15 protein-coding genes are annotated in these 23514 nt (G+C 48.3%); 4 read left to right on the top strand and 11 right to left on the bottom strand.

All coding sequences use genetic code 11. The features are described from left to right. Nucleotides 1–63 precede the first annotated feature (63 nt). From RDW05_RS10475 to RDW05_RS10460, 4 genes are all read left to right on the top strand, one after another. The gene (locus RDW05_RS10475; RefSeq protein ID WP_307979007.1) at nucleotides 64–1614 is read left to right on the top strand and encodes a succinate CoA transferase; all 1551 of its coding nucleotides are present in this window, start codon (nucleotides 64–66) and stop codon (nucleotides 1612–1614) included. Next, the gene (locus RDW05_RS10470; protein WP_307979006.1) at nucleotides 1586–3241 is read left to right on the top strand and encodes a methylmalonyl-CoA mutase family protein; all 1656 of its coding nucleotides are present in this window, start codon (nucleotides 1586–1588) and stop codon (nucleotides 3239–3241) included. The genes RDW05_RS10475 and RDW05_RS10470 overlap by 29 nt, the downstream gene beginning before the upstream one ends. Before the next feature lie 78 nt (nucleotides 3242–3319). Further along, a complete protein-coding gene (locus tag RDW05_RS10465) occupies nucleotides 3320–4690 on the top strand; it encodes an MmgE/PrpD family protein (protein WP_307979005.1) in 1371 nt (456 codons plus the stop codon). A 3-nt stretch (nucleotides 4691–4693) separates the two neighbouring features. Beyond that, a complete protein-coding gene (locus tag RDW05_RS10460) occupies nucleotides 4694–5131 on the top strand; it encodes a PaaI family thioesterase (protein WP_304134703.1) in 438 nt (145 codons plus the stop codon). Nucleotides 5132–5253: 122 nt separating this feature from the next. Here the strand turns inward: RDW05_RS10460 and RDW05_RS10455 are convergent, their stop codons facing one another. The 11 genes from RDW05_RS10455 to RDW05_RS10405 form a co-directional block, all read right to left on the bottom strand. Beyond that, complete coding sequence (locus tag RDW05_RS10455; RefSeq protein WP_307979004.1) at nucleotides 5254–5463, bottom strand: hypothetical protein; 210 nt, start codon at nucleotides 5461–5463, stop codon at nucleotides 5254–5256. Nucleotides 5464–5491: 28 nt separating this feature from the next. Next, entirely contained in the window at nucleotides 5492–6439 is a 948-nt protein-coding gene (locus RDW05_RS10450; protein WP_307979003.1) for an Rpn family recombination-promoting nuclease/putative transposase, read from the bottom strand. Nucleotides 6440–6759: 320 nt separating this feature from the next. Beyond that, nucleotides 6760–12645, bottom strand: a complete 5886-nt coding sequence (locus RDW05_RS10445) for an ESPR-type extended signal peptide-containing protein (protein WP_307979002.1) — start codon at nucleotides 12643–12645, stop codon at nucleotides 6760–6762. 834 nt (nucleotides 12646–13479) lie between these two features. Continuing rightward, entirely contained in the window at nucleotides 13480–15360 is a 1881-nt protein-coding gene (locus tag RDW05_RS10440) for a sigma-54-dependent Fis family transcriptional regulator (protein WP_298882149.1), read from the bottom strand. A gap of 52 nt (nucleotides 15361–15412) precedes the next feature. Then, on the bottom strand, nucleotides 15413–16114 hold the full coding sequence (locus tag RDW05_RS10435) for an NlpC/P60 family protein (RefSeq protein WP_307979000.1): 702 nt from the start codon (nucleotides 16112–16114) through the stop codon (nucleotides 15413–15415). Next, nucleotides 16050–16331, bottom strand: a complete 282-nt coding sequence (locus RDW05_RS10430) for a hypothetical protein (RefSeq protein WP_307978999.1) — start codon at nucleotides 16329–16331, stop codon at nucleotides 16050–16052. Before RDW05_RS10430 ends, RDW05_RS10435 begins: the two co-directional genes overlap by 65 nt. Nucleotides 16332–16359: 28 nt before the next feature. Continuing rightward, nucleotides 16360–17253, bottom strand: a complete 894-nt coding sequence (locus tag RDW05_RS10425; protein ID WP_307978998.1) for a radical SAM protein — start codon at nucleotides 17251–17253, stop codon at nucleotides 16360–16362. Between the two features lie 393 nt (nucleotides 17254–17646). Further along, nucleotides 17647–19065 (bottom strand): LPXTG cell wall anchor domain-containing protein, encoded by a 1419-nt coding sequence (locus tag RDW05_RS10420; RefSeq protein ID WP_307978997.1) that lies wholly within the window; start codon nucleotides 19063–19065, stop codon nucleotides 17647–17649. A gap of 13 nt (nucleotides 19066–19078) precedes the next feature. Next, complete coding sequence (locus RDW05_RS10415; RefSeq protein WP_307978996.1) at nucleotides 19079–19762, bottom strand: FlgD immunoglobulin-like domain containing protein; 684 nt, start codon at nucleotides 19760–19762, stop codon at nucleotides 19079–19081. 97 nt (nucleotides 19763–19859) lie between these two features. Then, nucleotides 19860–22343, bottom strand: a complete 2484-nt coding sequence (locus RDW05_RS10410; RefSeq protein WP_307978995.1) for a LuxR C-terminal-related transcriptional regulator — start codon at nucleotides 22341–22343, stop codon at nucleotides 19860–19862. A gap of 7 nt (nucleotides 22344–22350) precedes the next feature. Next, complete coding sequence (locus RDW05_RS10405) at nucleotides 22351–23304, bottom strand: 2-hydroxyacid dehydrogenase (RefSeq protein WP_307978994.1); 954 nt, start codon at nucleotides 23302–23304, stop codon at nucleotides 22351–22353. Nucleotides 23305–23514 lie beyond the last annotated feature (210 nt).

Raw genomic sequence — 23514 nt, 5'->3', positions numbered from 1 at the left:
TGTTGATAGATTTAAACTGTAAGCAGATAAGGAAATTTCCAAAAAAGAAAAGAGGTTTTTGAAATGCTGGATGCAACACGTTTGCGCACCCCCTGCCTATTTGACAAAATAGTCAGCGCGGACGAAGCAGCCACACTGATTACCGATGGTATGAATGTCGGTGTCAGCGGCTTCACCCCCTCTGGCTATCCTAAGAAAACCACACTTGCTCTCGCTAAAGCCATCAAGGCCGGCAAAAAATGCCGTATCAATATTTGGAGCGGTGCTTCCGTCGGACCAGAAATCGAAGAAGCACTTGCCGAAGTCGGCGGTATCAGCGGACGCATGCCTTATTATGCAGCCTCCAACAAAACACTCAGCCGCCAGATCAACACCGGCAGCGTAACCTATATTGATCAGCATTTAAGCCACTTTGCCCAACAAATCGACTACGGCTTTTACGGCGATGTTGATGTTGCAATCGTTGAAGCCGCTGCTATTAATGCAGACGGCAGCATTGTTCTCGGTTCTGGTGTCGGCAACACGCCTATGCTTGTAAAGCATGCAAAAAAAATTATTGTTGAGGTCAACACATCTATCCCGTTGACGCTGGAGGGAATGCACGATATTTACATCTGCAGCAAACCTCCAGAGCGCACCGAAATCCCTATTTATCATGTCGGTGACCGCATCGGTTCTCCTTATGTAAGCTGCGGACTTGACAGAATAACCTGCATCGTCGAATCAGACATTGTCGACCATGTACGCAATTTAAGCGCTCCTGATGAAGCAAGCAAAAAAATTGCCGCTAACCTAGTTGATTTTTTGGAGCACGAGCAGCGCCACGGCCGTCTGCCGCAGCAAATGCTGCCGTTGCAGTCCGGCGTAGGAAGCATAGCCAATGCTGTATTAATGGGTTTGGCAGAATCTAAATTTGATAATCTGACTATGTACTCGGAGATTTTGCAAGATTCTGTTTTTAAGCTGATAAAATGCGGTAAAGTTACCCAAGCCTCCGGCTGTGCCTTCACCCCATCGCCGACAGTTTGGGAGATGTATAAAGAAGATCCCGAGCTCTACCGTAACCGCATTGTTCTGCGCCCGCTCGACATCAGCAATAATCCGGAGGTCATCCGCCGCCTCGGCGTTATCTCCATGAATACACCGCTTGAATTTGATATTTACGGTCAGGCAAATTCTACCCATGTTATGGGCAACCGTATGATGAACGGTATCGGCGGCAGCGGAGATTATATGCGCAACGGTTACCTGACAATATTCTCCACCCCGTCAACTGCCAAAGGCGGTAATATCTCGAGCGTAGTTCCCATGGTTTCACACGCAGATCATACCGAACATGATACGATGGTTTTTATTACCGAGCAAGGTGTAGCCGATATCCGCGGTCTGAGTCCTCTAAAACGGGCCAAACTGATTATCGAAAAATGCGCCCACCCCGATTTCAGGGAACAGCTTTATGATTACCTGAAAATGGCGCAAAGAAAAAACGGCCATGAGCCTGTTGATTTGGAACATGCCTTCGACATGCACATAGCGTTAGAAAAAACAGGCACGATGAAAGAGCAATCCAAGGAGGAAAATCATTATGACTACACGAGAAGATTTACAGCTTAGCTTAGATGCCTATGATGCCAAGGTTGCCAAGGCAATCGCAAAATTCCCTGAACGGCAGCATTTAAGCGAAAAGCGCTTATATACACCCTTAGATATCGATGAAAATTTTGATTATAACAGTAAACTCGGCTTTCCCGGTCAGTATCCCTTCACCCGTGGCGTACAGCCCACAATGTACAGAGGCCGCCTGTGGACTATGCGTGCTTATGCAGGCTTTGCCACTGCCGAAGAAACCAATGCCCGTTACAAGTATTTGCTGCAGGCAGGGCAAACCGGTCTTTCCGTAGCTATGGATTTACCTACACAAATCGGTCTGGACAGTGACGCACCGTTATCCGAAGGTGAAGTAGGCAAGGTTGGCGTAGCAATTGATTCTCTCGCTGACATGGAAAAGCTTTTTGAAGGTATTCCGCTGGATAAGGTCAGCACATCGATGACCATCAACGGTCCGGCAGCCGTACTTTTGGCAATGTATGTTGCTGTTGCCGAAAAGCAGGGCGTAAAGCCGGAGCAGCTGAAGGGCACTATTCAAAACGATATTCTCAAGGAATATATCGCCCGCGGAACCTATATCTTCCCGCCACGTCCTTCCATGCGCCTGATTACAGATACCTTTGCTTATTGCTCGCAGAATATCCCCAAATGGAATACTATCAGTGTTGGTGCTTATCACATCCGCGAAGCAGGTGCTTCCGAGGTACAGGAAATCGCTTTTGCCTTCGCTAATGCCATGGCCTATATTGATGCTGCAATCAAAGCAGGCCAAAAGGTTGATGATTTTGCTCCCGGCATCAGTTGGATTTTTACCGCAGGCCTGAATTTCTTCTCTGAAATAGCCAAATTCCGCGCTGCCCGCCGCTTGTGGGCACGCATCATGAAAGAGCGTTACGGAGCTACCGTTCCCAAAGCACAGATGCTGCGCGTACACGTTCATACCGCAGGCAGCGTGCTGACAGCACAGCAGCCTTTGAACAACGTTGCCCGCATTACCTGGCAGGCTATGTCTGCTGTACTTGCAGGCATTCAGTCGATGGCCTGCTGCGCATATGACGAAGCCATTGCCCTCCCGACGGAAGAAAGTGCAACTCTTGCACTGCGTACCCAACAGCTCATCGCTTACGAAAGCGGTGTTGCCGACACAATCGACCCCATGGCCGGTTCCTATTATGTTGAAGCACTCACTGATAAATTTGAAAAAGAAGCTTATGAATACATCCAAAAAATTGATGCTATGGGCGGTGCGGTTGCTGCTATCGAACAAGGCTATATGCAAGGTGAAATGGCTGCCCATGCCTACGAATATCAGACAGATATTGAAAAAGGCAAGCGTACAGTCATCGGCGTCAACAAATTTGCAGACAACAAGGCTGTCAAAACAAATGATGTTATTACGGCAGATTTAAGCGTTGCGGAACGTCAGATTGCCCGTGTAAATGAAATGAAGGCTCACCGTGACCAGCAAGCAGTAGATGCTTCCCTGAAAGCTCTGAAGGAAGCTGCCAAGGGTGAAGCTAACCTTATGCCTTATCTGATTGATGCTGTTAAAACCTATGCAACCTTAGGCGAAATCTGCGGCGTACTGCGCGAGGTATTCGGAGAATACCAGCAGGGAGGTAATTTGTTTTAAGGCTAAGGCAGGTGTTTACGTTGCATTTGGCGAATACCATGGCAATAGTTAAAATTAAAGCAAAGGCAGGTATTAACAATGACAACTAAAGCATTAGCAAAATTTACCGCAGAATTGTGCTACGAAAAGCTTTCTGCTCACAGCATCGAAATGGCTAAAAAATGTCTGCTGGACTGGCTGGGAATTGCTATCCGCGGTTCGCAGGAAAAACCGGTACGTATTATACATGATGTTATCCTGCAGGGTGATGCACCACAGGCGAATATTTTCGGCAGCCTTCCCGCCAAAAAGGCCAGTGCCCTGAACGCAGCCTTTATCAACAGTGCTGCTTCCCACAGTCTGGACTTTGATGACCTGCATAACCCGTCGATTATTCATCCGGCCTGCGTTGTTGTTTCCCCAGCGTTGGCTGTCTGCGAAGCGGAGCACAAAAGCGGTAAGCAGCTCATCGCAGCAATTTGTGCAGGCTACGAAGCCAGCGGCCGTGTAGGCGAAGCGGTTATCCCGGAATCCTACTTCTTTTGGCATACTACCGGTACTGCGGGCACAATCGCCGCCGGTGCTGCTGCCGCCAACGCCCTCGGTCTTGACGCACAGCAGACCTTGATGTGCTACGGCAGCGCCGGCACTCAGGCAGCAGGCCTGTGGGAATTTCTCAAAGAAGGTGCCATGAGCAAGCCGCTGCACACGGGCAAGGCTTCCTACAGCGGTGTCCTCAGCGCTTATCTGTCGCAAAAGGGCTTTACTGCAGCCAGTGAAATTTTAGAAGGCGAAAAGGGCTTCTGCCGTGCCATGGTCAAAGAACCGCATTTGGAAAAACTTACCGAACACACGAGCACCGACAAACTGAAAATCGACATCAACTCCTTCAAGCCCTACGCCTGCTGCAAGCACGCCCATGCCGCACTTTACGCCATTCAGGAGCTACGCAAGGCTCATTCCCTTCAGCCTGAGGATATCGCTAAAATTAAGCTGTACGTCAACGATATTACCAACTATCTGATCAACAATCCGCAGCCGCAAACTCCCTACGGCGGCAAATTCAGTATTCAATATTGCTCCACTGCAATGCTGAAGTTCGGCGAAGTAGGCATTACGCAGTTCAGTGAGGAATGTATCCATAACAAAGGTCTTACGGATTTAATGCAGCACATCGAGGTTATCCGCGATGAGGCTATGGAACAGCTTCATGCAGCAGATGCGTCCAAGCTGGCCTCCAAAGTAGAAATCCAACTCCAGAATGGTCAAACACTGACAATGCAGGTTGATTATCCTAAGGGAGATCCGGAAAATCCTCTGACCTGGGATGAGCTCTGCGCCAAGTTTATGAGCCTTGCCGTACCTGTTTACGGTGAAGCAAAGGCATTACGTTTACAAAATTGGGTAGCAAGCCTTGAGCAATGCAACGACGTTGCCCAAGCGCTGGACGCCTGTCTAAAGGAGGAATGATTTATGCAACCGGAAGAAATTATCCGAAGCGTAAAAGATATCTACACGCATAACGCTTTTATGCGGCACTGCGGCATAAAGGTTCACAGCATCAGCTGCGGCAAAGCTGCAGTCGGCCTGCGCATCGACCCTGCCATCCACACAAACCTCAACGGCAAGTTGCACGGAGGCTTGCTTACAACACTGGTGGATAATGCCACCGGCATCGCCTGCGCCGCTATGGGCAAGCGCGTGGTTACGGTATCGATGACCGTAGATTTCATTAAGGGCGCTCCTTCCGGTGCAATGGTAGAGGCACAAGCTGAGGTTGTTTCGCATAATGGCCAGTTAATTACTATGCAGATTCATGTATATGATACTGATGCAGATACACTGCTGGCTACCGGCAGCTGCTGTATGCTGACGATTGCCGACTTCCCCGGAATTCCGGAAAAATGGTAAGTGTCAGCTTCGCAAGCAGTCTATAAAGCGTATACCATAACAGCTTAACTGCTTTCGTTATAATGTAAAAAGGCGTTCTCCCACTGCGGGAGAACGCCTTTACTGTAAGCAACTTATTAAATTCATTCCACCTCAATAGCTTCAACCTGCTCAACGGAAAGTGAAGTAGCCTTAGCAATATCCTCTACAGATAATCCCATACTTAAAAGACGCTTTGCAGTTGCAGTCTTTTCTTTTGCCTTACCTTCGGCGAGACCCTGAGCCTTACCCTCAGCCAAACCTTCGGCATGTGCTTCGTCACGCAGGTCTTTCATACGCATTTCGTAAGTCATATAGGCATCCCTCACTTTCTTGTCAAATTCATTCCGCCTTAATTGCTTCAACCTGCTCAACGGAAAGTGAAGTAGCCTTAGCAATATCCTCTACAGATAATCCCATACTTAAAAGACGCTTTGCAGTTGCAGTCTTTTCTTTTGCCTTGCCTTCGGCGAGACCTTTTGCCTTGCCTTCGGCGAGACCTTCTGCCTTGCCTTCGGCGAGACCTTCTGCCTTACCTTCGGCGAGACCTTCTGCCTTACCTTCGGCGAGACCCTGAGCCTTACCCTCAGCCAGACCTTCGGCATGTGCTTCGTCACGCAAGTCTTTCATACGCATTTCGTAAGTCATATAGGCATCCCTCACTTTCTTGTCATTTTTAATTTCTACAATCGTGTCAGCAACCTCACGTGTAAAATTACTGTTAATAGTATTGCTGTTGATGTAGTCAAACAGACTTTGAATGTCCGGTGACACATCACCTTTGGTTCCCAAGGTATTGAGAAACATAATAACTGCTTCATCTGCCAATTCAATATTCATGTTTTCCAGACAACGCTTCTTAAAGGTATAAATACGCTGAGAATCCTGAAAAAAATCAAACAGGCAGAAGAAAATTATATACGTAGGAGATAATTCGTCATAATCCTGACCTTTTTGCAGCATATCCGTATCAAGCATAGCCTGATAGTAGCGGGTACGCTTAGGCAACAGAAATTTTCCTGTAGCACGATTAACAGGATTCTTTACCTGCATTTCCAAATTGTAATGAGTATTGGCAGCATCTGCAATTCTAACATCCAAACGAATACCATGGCTGTCAGGATAAACATCGATAGTCTTCTCTGCTTCAAGATAGGTAATATCTGCAATTTGGGTGTGTAAAAGCTCTTCCAGAATATGCTTGCAGATGCGCTTTCTGAGCATAACGTGCTTGAAAAGAAAATCGTTGGACAAAGTCAGCTTGTCAAGATTAGAAATTTGCTTTTGCATATGTTTCCTCCTTTGATTATAGCATAATTTGTAGTAAAAATATATAAGCCGGCAATTGCGACTGACATAAAGGAAAAGGCGCCTGCCGAAAGCTCGACAGGCGCCACTGGTCCGCACGACCAGGCATAAGCTCCGCCAAAATGCGGCTACCTATGCAACTAAGGTAATTATAACACAGAAACGCCTTAAAAACAATAGTTCGTTAAATAAAAAGTACTATTACACTTATGGCATATTTCATTACTGCAAAAGGCGTTCTCCCCTGCGGGAGAACGCCTTTACTGTTTACTGAGCTTTATTCACTTGTCACTGCCGACAATTTATTTTGCCAGCTTGTTGCCGTAATGGTCGCGCTCGCCTTTAGTATCGTTTACGCGTACACGTTCGATCTTATCGCGATTGCCGTCTTCGCCGCTGATGCGGTCTACACGGATACGTCCCAGCTCAGGCTCAAACTCTTTGATGATCTTTTCTTCCAGAGCTGCGCCGTTTTCGATTGCACGATAGAGCATTGCAGCAAATTCATAACGGGTCATCAGACGGTCACCGCCGAAGTTGCCGTCAGGATAGCCTTCGATGTAGCCGTTGCCTGCCAGCTTAGCGATGTATTCATATGCCCAATGGTTAGCCGGGATATCCGGGAAGAGCTTGGTCTTGCTTTCATCCAGCATACCAAATGCTTTTTCCATCTTAGCCATCTTAGCCATCTTAGCGCCCATTTCTGCCAATTGACCGCGCAGTTCGATAACCTCACGAGCCAGAGCAGTACGGCTGTTGCTTACATGGTTGGTACGATCCAGGGAGAAGGAGATGCCTGCGTTAACCATGTTTTCACCGTTGCCTACAGTGCCGCCAACGCTGAACATTACCTTTTCATCAGGACGGTAGTAAGCGCCGATTGCTGCTGCGTTTTGGCCTGCATAGTTGCCATAGCCGGCAGAGAAGGTCAGTTTGTCGTCCGGATCAAAGTCCATCGAGTGCAGTGCTGCCAGAGCTGCTGCGCCTGCGCCAACCTTGTTCACGCGGCTGCTCAATTGGCCGATGCGGTTGCTGTTGCTGATAACCTGGTTTTCAACATTAGTAATATGGGTATTAGTATCATAAAGTTGGCTATCATTTACCGCATCAGTAGATGTATTGCTGATATCACCCTTAGCCACGCCGCTGATTTTGCCATCCTTATCGACCGTAACCTTGTCATTAACCTTAACATTAGTACCATCAAGAGTGATAGAAGAACTGCCATTGGAAAGCTTATTACCAGTAACATCAATATCCGCCAATTTACCACCCTTATCAGCATTTATGCGGTTTGCAGTTGTAATATCGCCAGTAGCTGTAATAGTACCATTAGTACCACTGATACTTACATTCTTACCATTCTCATCACCCAACATAATATCCTCATTCAGGTTAACCTTGTAGTTCTTTTGACCATCAACTTCTGTTTCCTCAACATTGATATTATTGCCATTTTTTTCTAATGTAGTGTGCTTACCAGCAAGTGCTTCAACCTTATCTACACGAGTATTGATATCAGTAATATCGTTTTTAATATTAGTGACATCTGATTTGATGTTAGTAATATCGGTTTTAATGTTAGTAACATCGGTTTCAATTTGCGTTACTTTATTTTCGACATTCGTAACACGATTAGCAACTTCACCCAGTTCAGCCTTAGATGCGACATCTTTAATTACAACATTAAAGCCATTTTTGTTTTGGTCTTCTACACGCAAGCTGATATTACCATTAGCATCAGGTTTATAGGAACCATCAGTAGATGCCTGATTGGTCACCAACCGTTTATCAGATGTCTGCAGTTCATTTTTAACTGTATTCAGCTGACCTACGTTTACAGCGTCAGTATTAGCTTCGCCTGCTGCTACGCCGGTAATCTTGCTACCTGCAACATTCAGGCCACCGCTGATGGTTGTACCATTTTCACCAAGCATGATGGATTTTGCACTATAATCAGCAGTGATATAGCTCATGCCAATACCGCTGTTAGTAATTGCAAAAGTTTTGTTTGTATTAGCAATGATAATGCTATCTGCATTCAGCTTAATCTCCGAAGCACCATTAGCAACAGATGTAATGTCTTTTAAATCACCTGCAACATTTACCTTGTAATCAGTCTGACCGTCAGTCGTTACAGATGTAACAGTTGTATTCTTGCCGTCGGACAAGGTAGTTTTTTTGCTTGCTTCCGCTTTTACAGCGTTCAGCTGGCTTACGTTGACTGCGTCGCTGTCATTAGTACCTGCTGCTACGCCGGTAATCTTTCCGGTATTATCAATAGTAACCTTGTTGTTAAGCTTGATATCGCCGTCTGCAAAGCTGATGCTGCCTGCACTATTACCATTGATGGATTGAATACCAGTCAGGTTTTTGTTCAGCTCTACCTTTACATCTTTGCCATCATTGCTTACTTTGATGTTATCATCAGCACCGCTGAATTTTACGGTATCACCAGCTCCTACCTTAGTTGCCGTACCGTTATCTGTTGCTACTGTCCAGCCTTTACCAACTTCGGTTGTCAAATTATCTACTTTTTTGTTGGTTGCGTCCAACTGACCAAAGTTTACTGCATCTTTTGTTTCAGTGCCATCTGCTACGTTTTGAATTCTGCCATCCTTGTTAAAGGTAGTTTCGTTAATGGTAATAGCAGAGCCTGCAAGATTGATTGTACCACCTGCACCATTGATGGATTGAATGCCAGTCAGAGCGGTGTTCAGTGCCAGACCGTTGCTGTTAACTACGAGGTTAGAGTTATCCTGCAGCTTCAGGCCGATTTCCAATGCTCCATCTTTTACGGTAGAAGTAATACCATCTGCACCCTTAACCTGAACAGTATTGCCCAAAGTACTGGTAACTTCGCTGCCTTTATCATCTTTCAGACCGAAGGTCTTGTTACTGATATCAGTATTGATGCTGTTCTTTATGTCATTCAACTGGCTGCCGTTTACTGCGTCGGTAGAGCCTGCAGCGATTGTGCCATCTGCCACGCCAGTAATCTTTCCGGTATTATCAATAGTAACCTTGTTGTTAAGCTTGATACCGCCATCTGCAAAGCTAATGCTGCCTGCACCAGTACCATTGATGGATTGAATACCAGTCAGGTTTTTGTTCAGCTCTACCTTTACATCTTTGCCATCATTGCTTACTTTGATGTTATCATCAGCACCGCTGAATTTTACGGTATCACCAGCTCCTACCTTAGTTGCCGTACCGTTATCTGTTGCTACTGTCCAGCCTTTACCAACTTCGGTTGTCAAATTATCTACTTTTTTATTTGTTGCGTCCAACTGGCCAAAGTTGACTGCATCCTTCTCATCTGTGCCATCTGCCACGCCAGTAATCTTACCGGTATTATCAATAGTAACCTTGTTGTTAAGCTTGATACCGCCGTCTGCAAAGCTAATGCTGCCTGCACCTGCACCGGTGATGGATTGAATACCAGTCAGAGCAGTGTTCAGTGCCAGACCGTTGCTGTCAACTACGAGGTTTTTCTCTGCGTTGTTCAGCTTAACGTTAATCTTTTTATCGGTGATAGAAATACCATTACCTTCAGTAAGGGTTACGCCTGCTATCTGCTCATTTACGTATTGCACGTTGGTTACAGAATTATTGTTATTATTATCAACGTTGGTTACATATGCATTGTTGGTGGTTACACTGGTCAGACCAGTCAGGTCTTTCTTCAGCTCAACCTTAATATCTTTACCAGTATTAGTTACTGCGATATTAGTACCATCACCTTTGAAAGTAACAGCATTATCATTTGTGCCATCCGGGCCAACCTTCACAGTAGTTTTGTTGCCACTATCTGTAGTAAATTTCCAGCCCTCATCCATTACTTGCTTCAGCTGTCCTTCAGTAGCAGCCTTGCCTTTATTAACAGCAAAGTCTGTATAACCAACTTTTGTATTATTCAAGCCGGTAATTTCTCCGCTCTCACCGTTAATCTGTACAGGAGACTTGCCATCGCCTGCTACGCCAACTACTACGTTGTTTTCGCCAAAGGTAGTATTGTTAACCTTAACATTAGCACCGTCAAAGCTAATCTTGCCTTCGCCTGCGCCTTGGATGGATTGCATGCCGGTCAGATTTTTCTTCAATGCCAGACCGTTGCTGTTAACTACGAGGTTTTGCTCTGCGTCGTTCAGCTTAACAGAAATTGTATTATTCTCAGCCTCAATAGCAATGCCATTACCTGCTTGATAATTGCTGCCGCCAATAGCGCTAATGGTGTACTGCAGACCGCTTTCTGTTTCCTTTTTATCCAGAGTGACATTAGCACCTGCAACCAAGGTGGTATGTTTTTCTGCTTCAGCATTAACCTTCTTCAGCTGTGCTACGTTGACAGCATCAGTATCAGCAGTACCTGCTGCCAGATTAATAATCTGACGAGTTTTAGTCGAACTGCCTATAGATATAGCACCGCTAGTGGCCTTCCATGTACTGCTACTATTACCAGTCGGTGCATACAAACCTACAGATCCTGCTTCTCTATTTGCAACGGAGTTTGCACCAATCGCAACTGAATCTGTCGCGCTAGCTGACGCACTAAAGCCCAATGCTACTGCATTTTGACCTTTTGCTTGAGCATTATAACCTACAGCAGTAGTCTGAGTACCCCAAGCCCCGGAAGCTGCGCCAACAGCAGTAGAATAATTGCCAGATGATGTATAAACATTATTTGCATCAACATTAGCACCATCACCTATGGCAACAGAAGACTTACCGTCTGCAATTGTATTTTTGCCAAAAGCAATTGCCTTTTCGCCTACGTTACCGGAGTTAGTGCTGTGCAAGGAGTTTTTGTCGTTATATACAACTGCTGCGTCAGTCTTCTTAGCGTATTCGGACAGGTTGACAGAGATTTTGTGGTCACTGTCGATTGTTACATTTTCGCCTGCGGTGTAGGTGGTGTCGTTATCTGTAATTGTATAATCAACACCATTAATTTTAAATCCTGTTGTAGCACCCGGAGTGCCAATAGCCTCTACCTTAGAACCAGTAGCAAAGGTCTGATTAGCTGTATCATTAGAAATCTTAACAAAAGTATCCTGGCCGCCAGTACCGCCACCGCTGGTAACGGTAATAGCACCTTTGACAGACGCACCTGCTTCGGTATTGCCATTTCTTACCAAACCGATAATTGCAGAATTTGTACTTGCATCTGTAGTCATGGTAACTTCTTTAATATCGTCACGATGCAGCTTATTATCATTTTGTTCTAAAACAGACAAGTCTTTCTTATATTCAGTCATGCGATAGGATTGCATGGTAGCGCTAGGGTCGGTAACCTCGGAAGCCCAGTAGCTATAGAAATGGTTATTAGCATCCTTTACCGTCATAAGGATTTCATTGTTTTTGCCAAAAACAGTTCCTTTGTAAACCTCACTGCCATCTTTATTAGTAAATACACCAATCTTGCCATTAATAACGTATACATTGCTGTAATCTACTGGTTTTCCTTTATAAGTGTAGGCCTGCTTAGTAGCATCCCAATTAAGTTCTGTGTTAGGATCCTCGGCAGTTTTAAATCCTTTAGGCATCCCATTGTCTTTGTCAATTAAGTCAGCATAACCGTCTTTATAGTTTTCAGGCGCAACAGAATCTTTCCAGCTGGAATCTTGAATAATATAAGCCCAATCACCGGCAACAGCAGTTCCGCCACCGTGGCTTACACCTGCAAAAGCACTTGCAGTAATCCTGTTTAATGATTCGCCCATATTGGTTACTGTACCATTGGCAGAAACCGTTGAAGCTACAGATTGCAAAATGCTGCCTGTATCACCACCACCAGTATACAGTACATCAGCAGATTTACCATTGGCGGAAAGCGGCGTATGCAATTTGCCATTTTTTTCAACCACCAGCACATAGCCTTCACGCACCCAATACTTATTAGTTGCATCATAGACATACTTATGCCCACCAAAGAGCTTATCTTGTCCATTAATCAAATCAGCTGTTTCATCATAAAATGCAACATATTGAAACTGAGCCGTTTCAGCCGCCGTAGGCTCTGCCGCCAGCACATCAAAGCTTGCACAGGTCATCACACCCGTTGCAATCAGCATTGCCAACAGCTTTTTGGTAGAGCAGCTTTTGCTGCCTCTATTCTTCGCGATTTCCGAAACAACAACGTAAGCATTACGAGCTTCGTTCCAAATGACTTTAAAAACCTTGTTCATGCTACATTCCTCCAAAACGCTTTTTTAATATTTATCTATTTACGTGGCCCCAATCCACGCGAGGAAGCTTATTTTATTATGTAACAATATATTTTTATTAATAAATAACACTGTATTTTCGCACTTTATTTAATAGACTTTATTTTCGTAATAGCTTTAATATACTGTACTTTTCGGACATTCACTATTGTGGTTTATCATTAGAGGAACATCCACAATTGTATATCAAAGGCCAAAGGTAGATATATTTTAATTAATCAGATAATTATTCTCTCAACATATACCTTATTTTTTATTATACCACCTTTGTCCGCACCAGACAAGCATTGTTCTTGTCTTCATAGTTTAAAAGCATATTGTTTTACATTAAAATCAGTTGACTACTTAATTTTTTTATTTACAAATTGAGTTTAACACTTTTCCGTATTATGCAATATATTAGGCAAAAGCTTATGTATTCATATTCTTTTTTTCAGGCACAAAATCTAACTAAAGGCACCAAAAAGCCCAGCACATATACATTTGTCAAAAAAGCAGCTCGATAGCATCGCAGTTGTATGTGCAAGAAAATTTTTCTAGCACGCTATATTTTTGCAAAACTGCCATTTTCTTACTATACTCAGACTACTATGCAGTTCAACACTAGAAATTTTAGCACTACCTTATCTTTATTTTTTTTAAATTTTATTTATACTTAACGCGACTAAGAAATATCGCCATTTCTACAAGAGATTTTTGCAACATGTTGCACTTTTCTCTTCTAAACACGCCACCCAAAATAGCAAAAGCCCCCGAAGCAGGATAAACCTGCTTCAGGGGCAATCAGGTTAAATTTTATTTTGCTTTCGGTCCCAGGCCGTACTTCTTCAGATAACGGTACAGGGTTACACGGCTGACATCAAGCATTGTTGCCAGCTTACTGATATTGCCGCCGGCAGATTTCCAGGCTGCAATAAAGGCTTCCTTGTCGTACTTCCAGGAGCGCTCCAAGGTTTTGTCACCGGGTAGCTTAATGTTTTCCGCTTCGATGATGCTGCCGGGAGTGTGGAAGAAGGCCTGCTCGATAACACCCTGCAGCTGCTTGATGTTACCCGGCCAGCTGCAGGACAGCAGCAGGGAAACAGCCTCAGGAGACAGGCGCTTTTGCGGCAGGTTGTGCTGTGCGGACATTTCCACCAGAATATGCGAAGCAATTACCTCTATATCCTTCACGCGCTCGCGCAGAGGCGGCACGCGCATGGTGGTATCCAGCACCAGCTCATACAAATTACGGGAAAACAGGCCCTTATCTGCCAAGCGCTTAAGGTTGGAATCGCAGGCAGCGATTACGCGCACATCGAACATACGCGGCTTGCCGCCCTTTTCCGTTGCAGGCAGGCCATGCGTCAGCGCATCAGCCAGCTTGTCGCCCATTTCGAGCGGCAGCTTTTCTACCTCGTCCAGGAAGAGTGTGCCGCCAATTGCCAGCTCCAGCTTGCCTGCGGACTGCTGTCCGTCCTCATTTGTACCGAAGAATTCGGCCTCCAGCTCTGCCAATGAGGCGTTGTGGCATTTTACCGCAATCAGCGGAGCGGCAGCGCGGGGGCTGGCCTGATGAATGCCATGTGCCAAACGCTGCTTGCCAGTACCGGGTTCGCCCTGCAGCAGGATATTGTGGTCAGTGCGGGCAACGCGGCTGGCCTTATGCTGCAGCGCCAAAAATTCGCTGGTTTCGCCAACCATGCTATACAGGCTGTAACGGCTGCTGTAGCCTGTCGCATGGGCGATAGTTGTCTTCAAATCCTCAATGGACATAGAAAGCACCAAGGCACTTTCTACCTCGCTACCTACCTTAATCGGCATAACAGTGGTAATATCCTCAAAGGTTCTGTCCTGGGTAATCCAGGTGATTTCACGACGCTGCGTTGCTACGCCGTGCAGCGCTTTTTTGATAGGAATATGCTCGTAGTTCAGGAACACATCTTCGAGGCGCTCGTGTCCCTCCAGACGCTTGCGGCCGTTTTCGTTGCAGTATTTTACGCTGCCGTCCTTGCCCAGCCAGTAAACGGTTACCGGCAGCTGCTCCATCATAATGCGGTTGATGCTCCAGGCCTCCAGCATGTTCAGGTGCTGTTCGATGGAATATTTCATCGTCATCAGCAGGCTCAAAAGCAAATCATAGGGCAAATCGTTCTGATCCAAAGAAAAGAAGGAAATAATATAGCGGATTTTACCATTGACGCAGATAGGCGCGCTGCAGGCATCTCCGGAATGGCTGTCCTTAATCCACATTTCCGGACCAAACATCAAAAACGGTACGTTGTGCTCACGTGCCACGCTGATGCTGGAGGTACCAACATCCTCCTCCAATACGCGCATACCCTGAATATCCTCGATAATGCGCTGGAAGAACGGCATAGCATAGTTTTTGATTACATAGCCGTTTTCATCAATCAACAGCATGCTCAGGTTGTGGATATTGAAGTGCTGCTTGCTTTGCTCATACAGGCCATCAACATATTTAACAATGAACTCATGCGTCTTTTGATGCGCGATAATCTCTTCGCGGCTCAGCTTGTTGATTTTAGGCATTGTTTCATGCGGCAGATGCATAGCACGGCAGCGTTGCCAGCTTTCAGCAACCCACGGATGCACGTTGGGATCAACAATACCCTCTTCCATAAACTTTCTGTAATAAGAAGCCAGCTTATCCTTATTTCTTCTCTCACGAATCATGTTTTATACCCTCCCCGTCTGTCCGGCAGCAGGCTGCCGTCAGCAGAACTTTTTATTTATTAACCTCGCCGTTCGTAATCAACACCCGGCGTGCTCCAAAATAACGTTGTTTCCAATACTCTTCCTTCAGCGATGACAGGATTACACTCTTGGACGAGGATGCACTCCAAAATTGTCCGTCACCGGCATATATACCCACGTGCGATGCTCCCGGCGCGTAGGTGGTAAAAAACACCAAATCACCCGGCCGCAGCTGCTTCTGCGTTACAAAAATCCCCTGTAACGCCTGCTCGTCTGCCAGTCGCGGCAGCTTGGCCTTGCAGTCCTTAAACACATACTGCACGTAACCGGAGCAGTCAAAGCCCTTGGTCGTGGTTCCGCCGAACACATAGGGAACACCCTTGTATTTGGCTGCACGGCTGACGATTTCCTTGCCCTTAACCTTGGGGATGCCTTCCTTGGCAAAGGCCTCCCAGGTCAGCTTATGATAGGTTGCATCATTCAGCTCGCCGTCCGCCTTCAGCTTGTGCTGCTTCTGGAAGCTTTTCAGCGCAGTGCTGGTAGCCTCCGTCATGCGTCCGCTGGGGCGTTCGTCACTGAAGCCCAGCACCTGCAGCTTTTGCTGTGCCACCTTCAGGCGCCAGTTGCTTTGCTGCACCTGCACCTTGGACTGCTTTTCCTTCGTTTTTTTAGACTTTTTCTTTGCGGTTTTCTTCGCCTTTTTCTCGGGCTTCGCCTGCTTCGGCGCCTTCACTTCGGCAGCAGGCTTGGCTGCGGTATCGGCCTTTGACGGCAGCAGGCTCCGGCACCGCCTTCACAGGTCGCGCCTCGCTTACGGCCGGCGGCGTTGCCACCGGTGCCTTATGCGGTTTGTTGCTGACAATAGGCGCTGCAGCCTGTGCCTGCCATGGCAGGCTGCAGGCCAACATGATTACGGTCAGCACAGAAGCCAGCTTCTTTTTCATCTTCATCAGCCCCGCTCAAATGCAAAATTAAAAATTAATTGTAGTTATATACGTCCCAGCTTTTCAGCTTGCTCAGCTGAGCAATACTGTAATCAATATCGCGCAGCAGACGCTGCTTGTCATGCGGCAGCGTTGCTGCCAGCTGAACGTAGTTTGATACATGGTTACTGCGGAAAAGGCAGTGCCTGTCCGCAGGTAAATCTATATTTTCTATTATCAGCTTCAGCTCTTGCATCAGTCCTGCCGGTGAAAGCGGATTGAATTTGCCTGCCTCGTACTGGTCCAGCAGCTCGCTGCCGCGGTACAGCATCAGGCAAAGTGCACTCAAATGCGTCGGCTTGATAATATTTATAGCCTTAGCTGTAGCCAGTGCGTGGCGTTCGCTGCCCTCCGCACCTGCCAGCCCCAGAATAATCATCATGGAAAGCTTCATGCCGCTGGCGGTAACTCTGCGTCCCGCTTCTACCGCCTGCTCGGCGTCAACACCCTTGTTGACAGCCTTCAGCGTAGCATCGTCGCCTGTTTCCATGCCGTAATACAAAAGCTTCAGGCCTGCTTCCTTCAGCTGGCGCAGCTCCTCCTCGCTCTTGCGCAGGATATCCTTTGGCGCAGCATAGCTGGCAACGCGCTGCAGATGCGGAAACTGCTCGCGCAGCACCTGCAGAATCTTCAGCAGCTTGGCCGTCGGCAGCACCAAAGCATCGCCGTCCGCCAAAAAGACGCGGCGCACCTTGTTCTTGCCGTAATGGGCCGCCAGCGCTATCTGACGGGAAATTTCTTCATCCTTTAAAATCTGAAAGGGAACACCTCTGTACATGTTGCAGTAGGTGCATTTATTATGTGCGCAGCCGCGCGTAACGCGCAAAATAAAGCTGCGTGCCTCACTGGGAGGTCTGAAGACTGGTGTGTCATAAGAATCAAAAAACATTTCTACTATTCTACCTCATTTTACTTTGATTGATTTGGCGCCAGTTTGAGATCTCAGAGATTTTGTAAAGTATAATACACTTTAATATTATTATACTAGATTTTTCGCCATTTGTAACGTCCAACTGAAAACTTTTTGTTACTTTTTTTACAGAGATTTTGTGAAACATTGTCAGAGTGTAAAATAACTGTGATTTCCCGCGCCTGCAGGCAACGGCAAGGACGCTTAGGCAGGCAAAAACGGACGTAACAGTATATACCCGCACACAAAAAAATACGCCTGCGTCACAAGCAACAGCATCGCCGCAGGCGCACCAAGGAGGCTGACACAGGTCAGCCTCCGATGCTTCATATTATTTTTTCGGTAAGCATAACGCTTTACAGCATCAGCTTATCATTTGCGTTTTCTGCGCAGGAAGAAGAAGGCAGCGCCGCCGATGATAATAACGCCGCCGATAATCGTCAGCAGGCCAAAGCCATCATCGTCATCCTCATTTTCTTCCTCATCCTCGGCAGCAGGCAGCTCTGCCGTGCCCACAGCCACCGGCCATTGGCTCTTCATCTCGCCGTGGACTGCCGTAATGGTAACAACGCCGTCAGCCTTGCCGATCAGCTTGCCATCTTCGATAACGGCAATTTTTTCATCGCTCACGCTCCACTCCGGTGTCACACCGTCAGCCTCGCCCACAACGTAGGCCTCCAGCTTCAGCGCCTCGTCTATTCCCAAGTGCGCCGGCAGATTCGGAGCCTCCAGCTTCGGCTCATAGGCAGTAATCTGCGTCATAAAGGCCTTTTCGCCCTTTTCCAGCAGCAGCTTGCCGCTAATCGTCGCAGTTCCCGGCTTCACAGCCAAAAGCTGCACATCGCCGTCCACCTTCACTATATCACTATTGGAGGAACGCAAATCAGTTACATTATAGCCTACGCAGCCCGGCAGCGAAGCAACTATGCGTGTACGCTCGCCCACCTTCAGGCTGGCCTCCTCCGGAGCCACCGTCACCAACGGGCTAAGCTCGGAAGCTGCGGTTGCAGGCAGGTCGGGCGCATCCTCGTCGCCCTCCAGCTCGCCGCTTTCAATTGCAGGGCCTTCCAGCTCATCCTCCTCTACAAGCGGTGCTCTTTTGGCAGCCAGCATATTGATCGGGTCACCGTAAATAAGGCTTACCTCATCCTCTTTATCGTTGCGGTACACAGCGCTTAAATCGGCAGCTACCAAAAATTTGGCAATAACCTCGCCCTCATCATCCAGTGCCGTCAGCTGGTAGAACCAGCCGTCCACAGGCTCCTCCGCATAGAGCAGCTTATAATCATCAACATCCTCCGGCAAGCCCGTCTGCTTTTCCGGCAGGCCGGCAAGCAGCGCGGCGGCGGCAGCCTCGGATACATCAAAGCTGTCCTCGTTAAATCTGTATTCACCCTGAACATCAAGCGGCAGCGGTCCGTCCTGATAGGCAGTAATGCTTTTGTCCTTCAGCACAAAGCGCAGCTCCACCGTATCATTATTTTGGTAATCTACTTCGGCAATACCGTCGCCGTCCTCGTTGATTTCAAAAACGCCGGCAGTAACGAAATCCTCCGCACTGTCCTCTTCCTCACTGCCACGCATAACCTTCAGCTCGTAAAGATATTTATCGTCGCCCAAGGGCTTGATATTCAGCACGCCGTTATTATACTGGCTGCTTTCGGTCCACACATAGCAGCCGGCCGTATTCTTCCAGTCATTTTTGGAGGCGGCGCCTGCCTGCAGCGTCAGACTGCACAGCAGCAGGGTAAGCATAACAGTTACGATAATACGCATCATTTTTTCTTTCATTATGCTCCCCTCCTCAAATGCTCAGACGGAACCTGGCAGTTTTGGGATTAACGCCATCCATCCAATATTTCACGGTGTATACGCCCTTAGCACATTTTTTGCCGCTGTTGCCGCTCGCCCAGCCGTTCCAGCTGAAGGCAAAATCCTGATTGGCATTTTTTGCCTTATATTTCGTGCTGTAGACCAGCTTGTTATTTTTATTGAAAATCTGGGCATAGCAGGTCTTGCCCGTGGAATTATTCTTTTTGAAATACAGGCGCTGGTAAACATCACCGTTGCCCTTGCGGATAATCTTGGACGCACGGAACTGCATTTTGCTCTGCGGCTTGTAGCTGATGTTGACAGTCTTTTTAACCGCACCGCCCTTGCCGAAGCTGCTGGTCGTTACCAAGCGATATCTGCCGGGCTTCAGGTTTTTCATATCATAGCTGTATGGTACAAAGCGGAAATATTTATCACCATCATAGTACCATTTTTTCAGCTCGCGCTGCTTCCAGCGCACAACAACCTTATTATCCTTGTTGAGCAGCACCGCCTTATCCTTCATAGGCCCCTTGCCCTCTACATAGCGCTGCACATTCAGCTTGGTGCCGTTTACCTTAATAGTTGTTTTATACTGCGTTGCCGCCCACGCCAATGCCGTAAAAGCCACGAGCATCGCCAGGCACGCCCCGAGCACTGCCTTCAGCCGTTTCATTTTTCCGCCTCCTAACCGCCGGATATAAAAAGACCCGGCATATACTTCTTCATTTACAGTATATACCGAGTCAATATTAACTATAAGTAACCTTTAGTTAAGAGTTGGGGAAAAAGCGCTCCAGCTGATGTCTTTTATTTTTGGCCGCCGCATCAATCTGCAGCTTGGCAAAAATTTTGTTGAGATATTGCTTAATCGTCCCCTCCGACAGCAACAATCTTTGCGCAATCTCCCTGTTCGTATGGCGTGTCGCCGCCAGCTGCGCTATCTGCAGCTCCTGCTCCGTCAGCTCATGCAGGCCTGCTTCGGCAAAGCGTGCGGACATAATCTGTCCCCGACCCGCTTCCAGCTGCTGCCCCAGGTGCAGCGCCGCTGCCGCCGCTGCTGAAAATTCACCTTGCAGCTCCTGCTCCAGATAAGGACGCAGCAGCGCTATGTTCTGTGCCAACGGCAGCACAAGCTTATCCGCCTCAGCCATTGCCAGCGCCTGCTTCAGCGAAGCGCGGCAGCTCGTTACATCGCCTCTGCCGGCAAAGGCCGCCGCCCTTTGCACCTGCAAATACAGCAGGCACAAAAAATTACTGTAGGGACGGCATTCCTGCTCCCAGTCGGACCAGCGCACCAAAAGCTCCGTATACTGCCCTTGTGCCAGCAGGCACTGGGCGCTGATATAGTTGCGGCAGGGACGCGCAGGATAAAGCACCGAAGGCTGCTGTCCGTTTCCGTCCGTCAGCCAGCTTGGGATATATTCCGGCTTGCCCAGCAATGCATAGTAAAAGCCGGCGCACATATCGGCAGTATTCAGCAGCATGCTCTGCTTCCAGGGCTGCAGCTGCCACTGATGGCGGCTGTACGCCTCTGCCTTACTGCTGTAAACGCCGCGGAAAAGATCGCGCTGCATCTCCAGAAAATCACAGCAGATAGTAATACACTCCTGCCCATGCTTTTCCGCCTGATAATACGCCTTCTGCAGAGGTATATCCACTTCGTCAATGCGTCCCTGCAGCAAAAGTGCTTCCGCCTCCGTCAGCTCGGTGGCTCCGGCACCGTGCCAGCCGCTCAGCAGATAGTACGGCGGCATGCACTCCTGCATATCCTCCACCGTCTGCCGCAGACTGCAGCCCGTGCGTAAATACAGTCCCAGAACATTGGGCGCGCCGAAGGTCCAGATGCCCTGCTTGCTGAGTGTCTGCGGAGCACCGCTCAGCAGCTTGTAGGCACGCCTGTGATGCTCGCTCATACCGGTGATGCTGTTGAAGGCCAAAAAGCTCAGAATAACCTCCAGCTCGCCGTAATAATTATCGCGCTCACGCTGGTTGATGGCAGTGTTGCGCTCCAGCGCCGTCACGTACCATTCCTTGACCTGCAGCATTTCCGGCACCATGTTCAGCGAAAACATGCGCCGCATAATAATCAGGACCGCCTGCGGATACTGCCACAAGATTTCCGGCGGACATTCGCGCAGCCAGTCGAAAAGATGCTGCCTGTGCTGCGGACGCATCGACCAGTCGCGCAGCCGCTGCACTGCAGCCAACAGACCGTCAAAATCACAGCCGCGGTACAGCCAGTCCAGCGCTTCCTCGTACTCCTTCTGCTGTGCGTACCATTGTCCCAAACGACGGAAGTACCTTTGCTGCTCTGCCTCCGGCAGCAGGCCGAAGGCATGGCGCGTTGCCTGCTTCAGCATATGGTGACAGCGCAGTCTGCCGTTGGCCAGCCTGATAATAAAGGCGTTGCATTCCAGCAGCCTGCTTACAGACTCTCTGCAGCTTGCGCCGTAGGCAAAGACCACCTGCTCCGGCGTAAATTCCTCCGGTTGCCCCATAAGCAGCAGCAAGCGCTGCTGCTCCGACGGCAGCGGCCGCAGCAGTACATTGGCTATCATCTCATAAACGCTGCCTGTATCAAGGCAAAAGCGCTTATACCTATCGTAGTTCAAAAAGTTAAGATAGGTAACGGAAAACCAGCCCTCGCAGGCCTCATGCAAAGCATCCAGCTGCTGCGTTGTAAGCTGCAGGCCGCATCTGCTGCTGTATTCCGCCAGCTCGTCACGCTGCAGCGCCAGGTCATGCTTATCAAGGCAAAAGACCTTACGTCCCAGCTCCAGCAGACGGCTGCCGTCAAAAATCTGCCCTCTGCTTACCAGCAGCAGGTGCAAATCAGCAAAGCCTGCCTTGCTCAGAGCAAAGAGAAAATCAATCGCCTCGCTGCTCTCCAACAGATGCAAATCATCTATAAACCAATAGACAGGCTCATGCGGCAGCAGCTGACGGAACAGCTCCAGTACCAGCGTTTTGGCATTGGCATCGGCAGGCAAAGACTGCTGCAGCAGCGCAGCGCCCAGCTCCGTATTTTGCCAGCTGTGGCACACTCCCTGCCAAAAGGCCTCGGCACCGGCGCCGTAAATACTCTGGCGCAGTACCTTTTTGCCGCAGCGCTCCTGCTCCTGCAAAAAGTATTGCACAGCCAGCGTTTTGCCGTAGCCCATGGGAGCAACAACCAGCGTTGTTCCCGCTGTCTGCAGCTCCGCCAATAGCTCTTTTATTCTCTTGGAATAATATAAATTATTGAGCCTTTTCATAGTGTTTTTACTTAATTACGTTCTGCGGTGTGCCTGCCAGCCATTTTTCGATGTTGGCAAAAACGATATCGGCACGTGCAGCCAGTGCTTCGGCGCTGGCGAAGGCCACGTGCGGTGTCAGCACGGTGTTCTTCGCATGGCACAGAGGATGCTCCGGCGCAATCGGCGGCTCGCCCTCAAATACATCAATGCCTGCGCCCGCCAATCTTCCTTCGTTCAGCGCCTGTGCCAGCGCCTCGCTGTCCACAACAGGACCGCGCGCAGTATTCAGCAGTACGGCCGTCGGCTTCATCTTGGCAATAGCCTCGGCATTAATCAGTCCGCGGGTTGCGTCCGTCAGCGGCACATGCAAGCTGACAAAATCGCTGGCAGCCAAAAGCTCATCCAGACTTACATAGCGTACACCGTCAACCTGCAGCTCTGCCTTCGGAGTACGGCTGTAGGCCAGCACCTTGCAGCCGAAGGCAGCGGCAATCTTCGCCACTCTGCTGCCAATCGCACCGGTGCCGACTACGCCGAAGGTCTTGCCAAAAAGCTCAAAGCCTACCAGGCCATCCTTCGTTCCTGCCTGACGGCAACGCGCATCGCAGGGTACGATGTTGCGGATAACGCTGATAGCCAAACCGAAGGTCAGCTCTGCTACCGCATTGGTGGAATAGCCTGCAGCGTTGCACACCATCACGCCGCGCTCACGGCAGGCAGCCAGCGCAATATGGTCTACGCCGGTAAAGGCTACAGAAAGCATTTTCAGATTAGGGCAGGCGTTGATGATCTCCGCACTCAGCGGCTGGTTGGCCAGCATAATAATATCAGCCTGCTGCACACGTGCCAACAGCTTCGTCTGGTCTGTTTCCTTCTCAGTATAATATACAAAATCATGACCTGCAGCCTGCAGCGGTGCTGCCAGTGCATTAATCAGCTCCATCTTTACACCTAACGGCTCCATAACTACTATTTTCATCAAAGCACCTCCGAAAAAGTCTGTAAAATTTTTGCTTATTACTTACATATTACTACTGTAGGAATTGATTAGCAAGGAAGAATTTTTCAGGGCCGGTGTCTGCCTTCATGAGTATTTGCGTCCGCAAATACAAAAAAGCCGTTCTTCTTTCGAAGAACGGCATATTTTCGTTGGTGATCCACCCGAGACTCGAACTCGGGACACCCTGAT

Origin of the sequence: uncultured Phascolarctobacterium sp., from assembly GCF_902463975.1 — a bacterium.
In the GTDB taxonomy this organism is placed as follows: domain Bacteria; phylum Bacillota; class Negativicutes; order Acidaminococcales; family Acidaminococcaceae; genus Phascolarctobacterium_A.
Note: the sequence above shows the minus strand (reverse complement) of the source record. Positions and strands in the feature narration are given on the sequence as shown.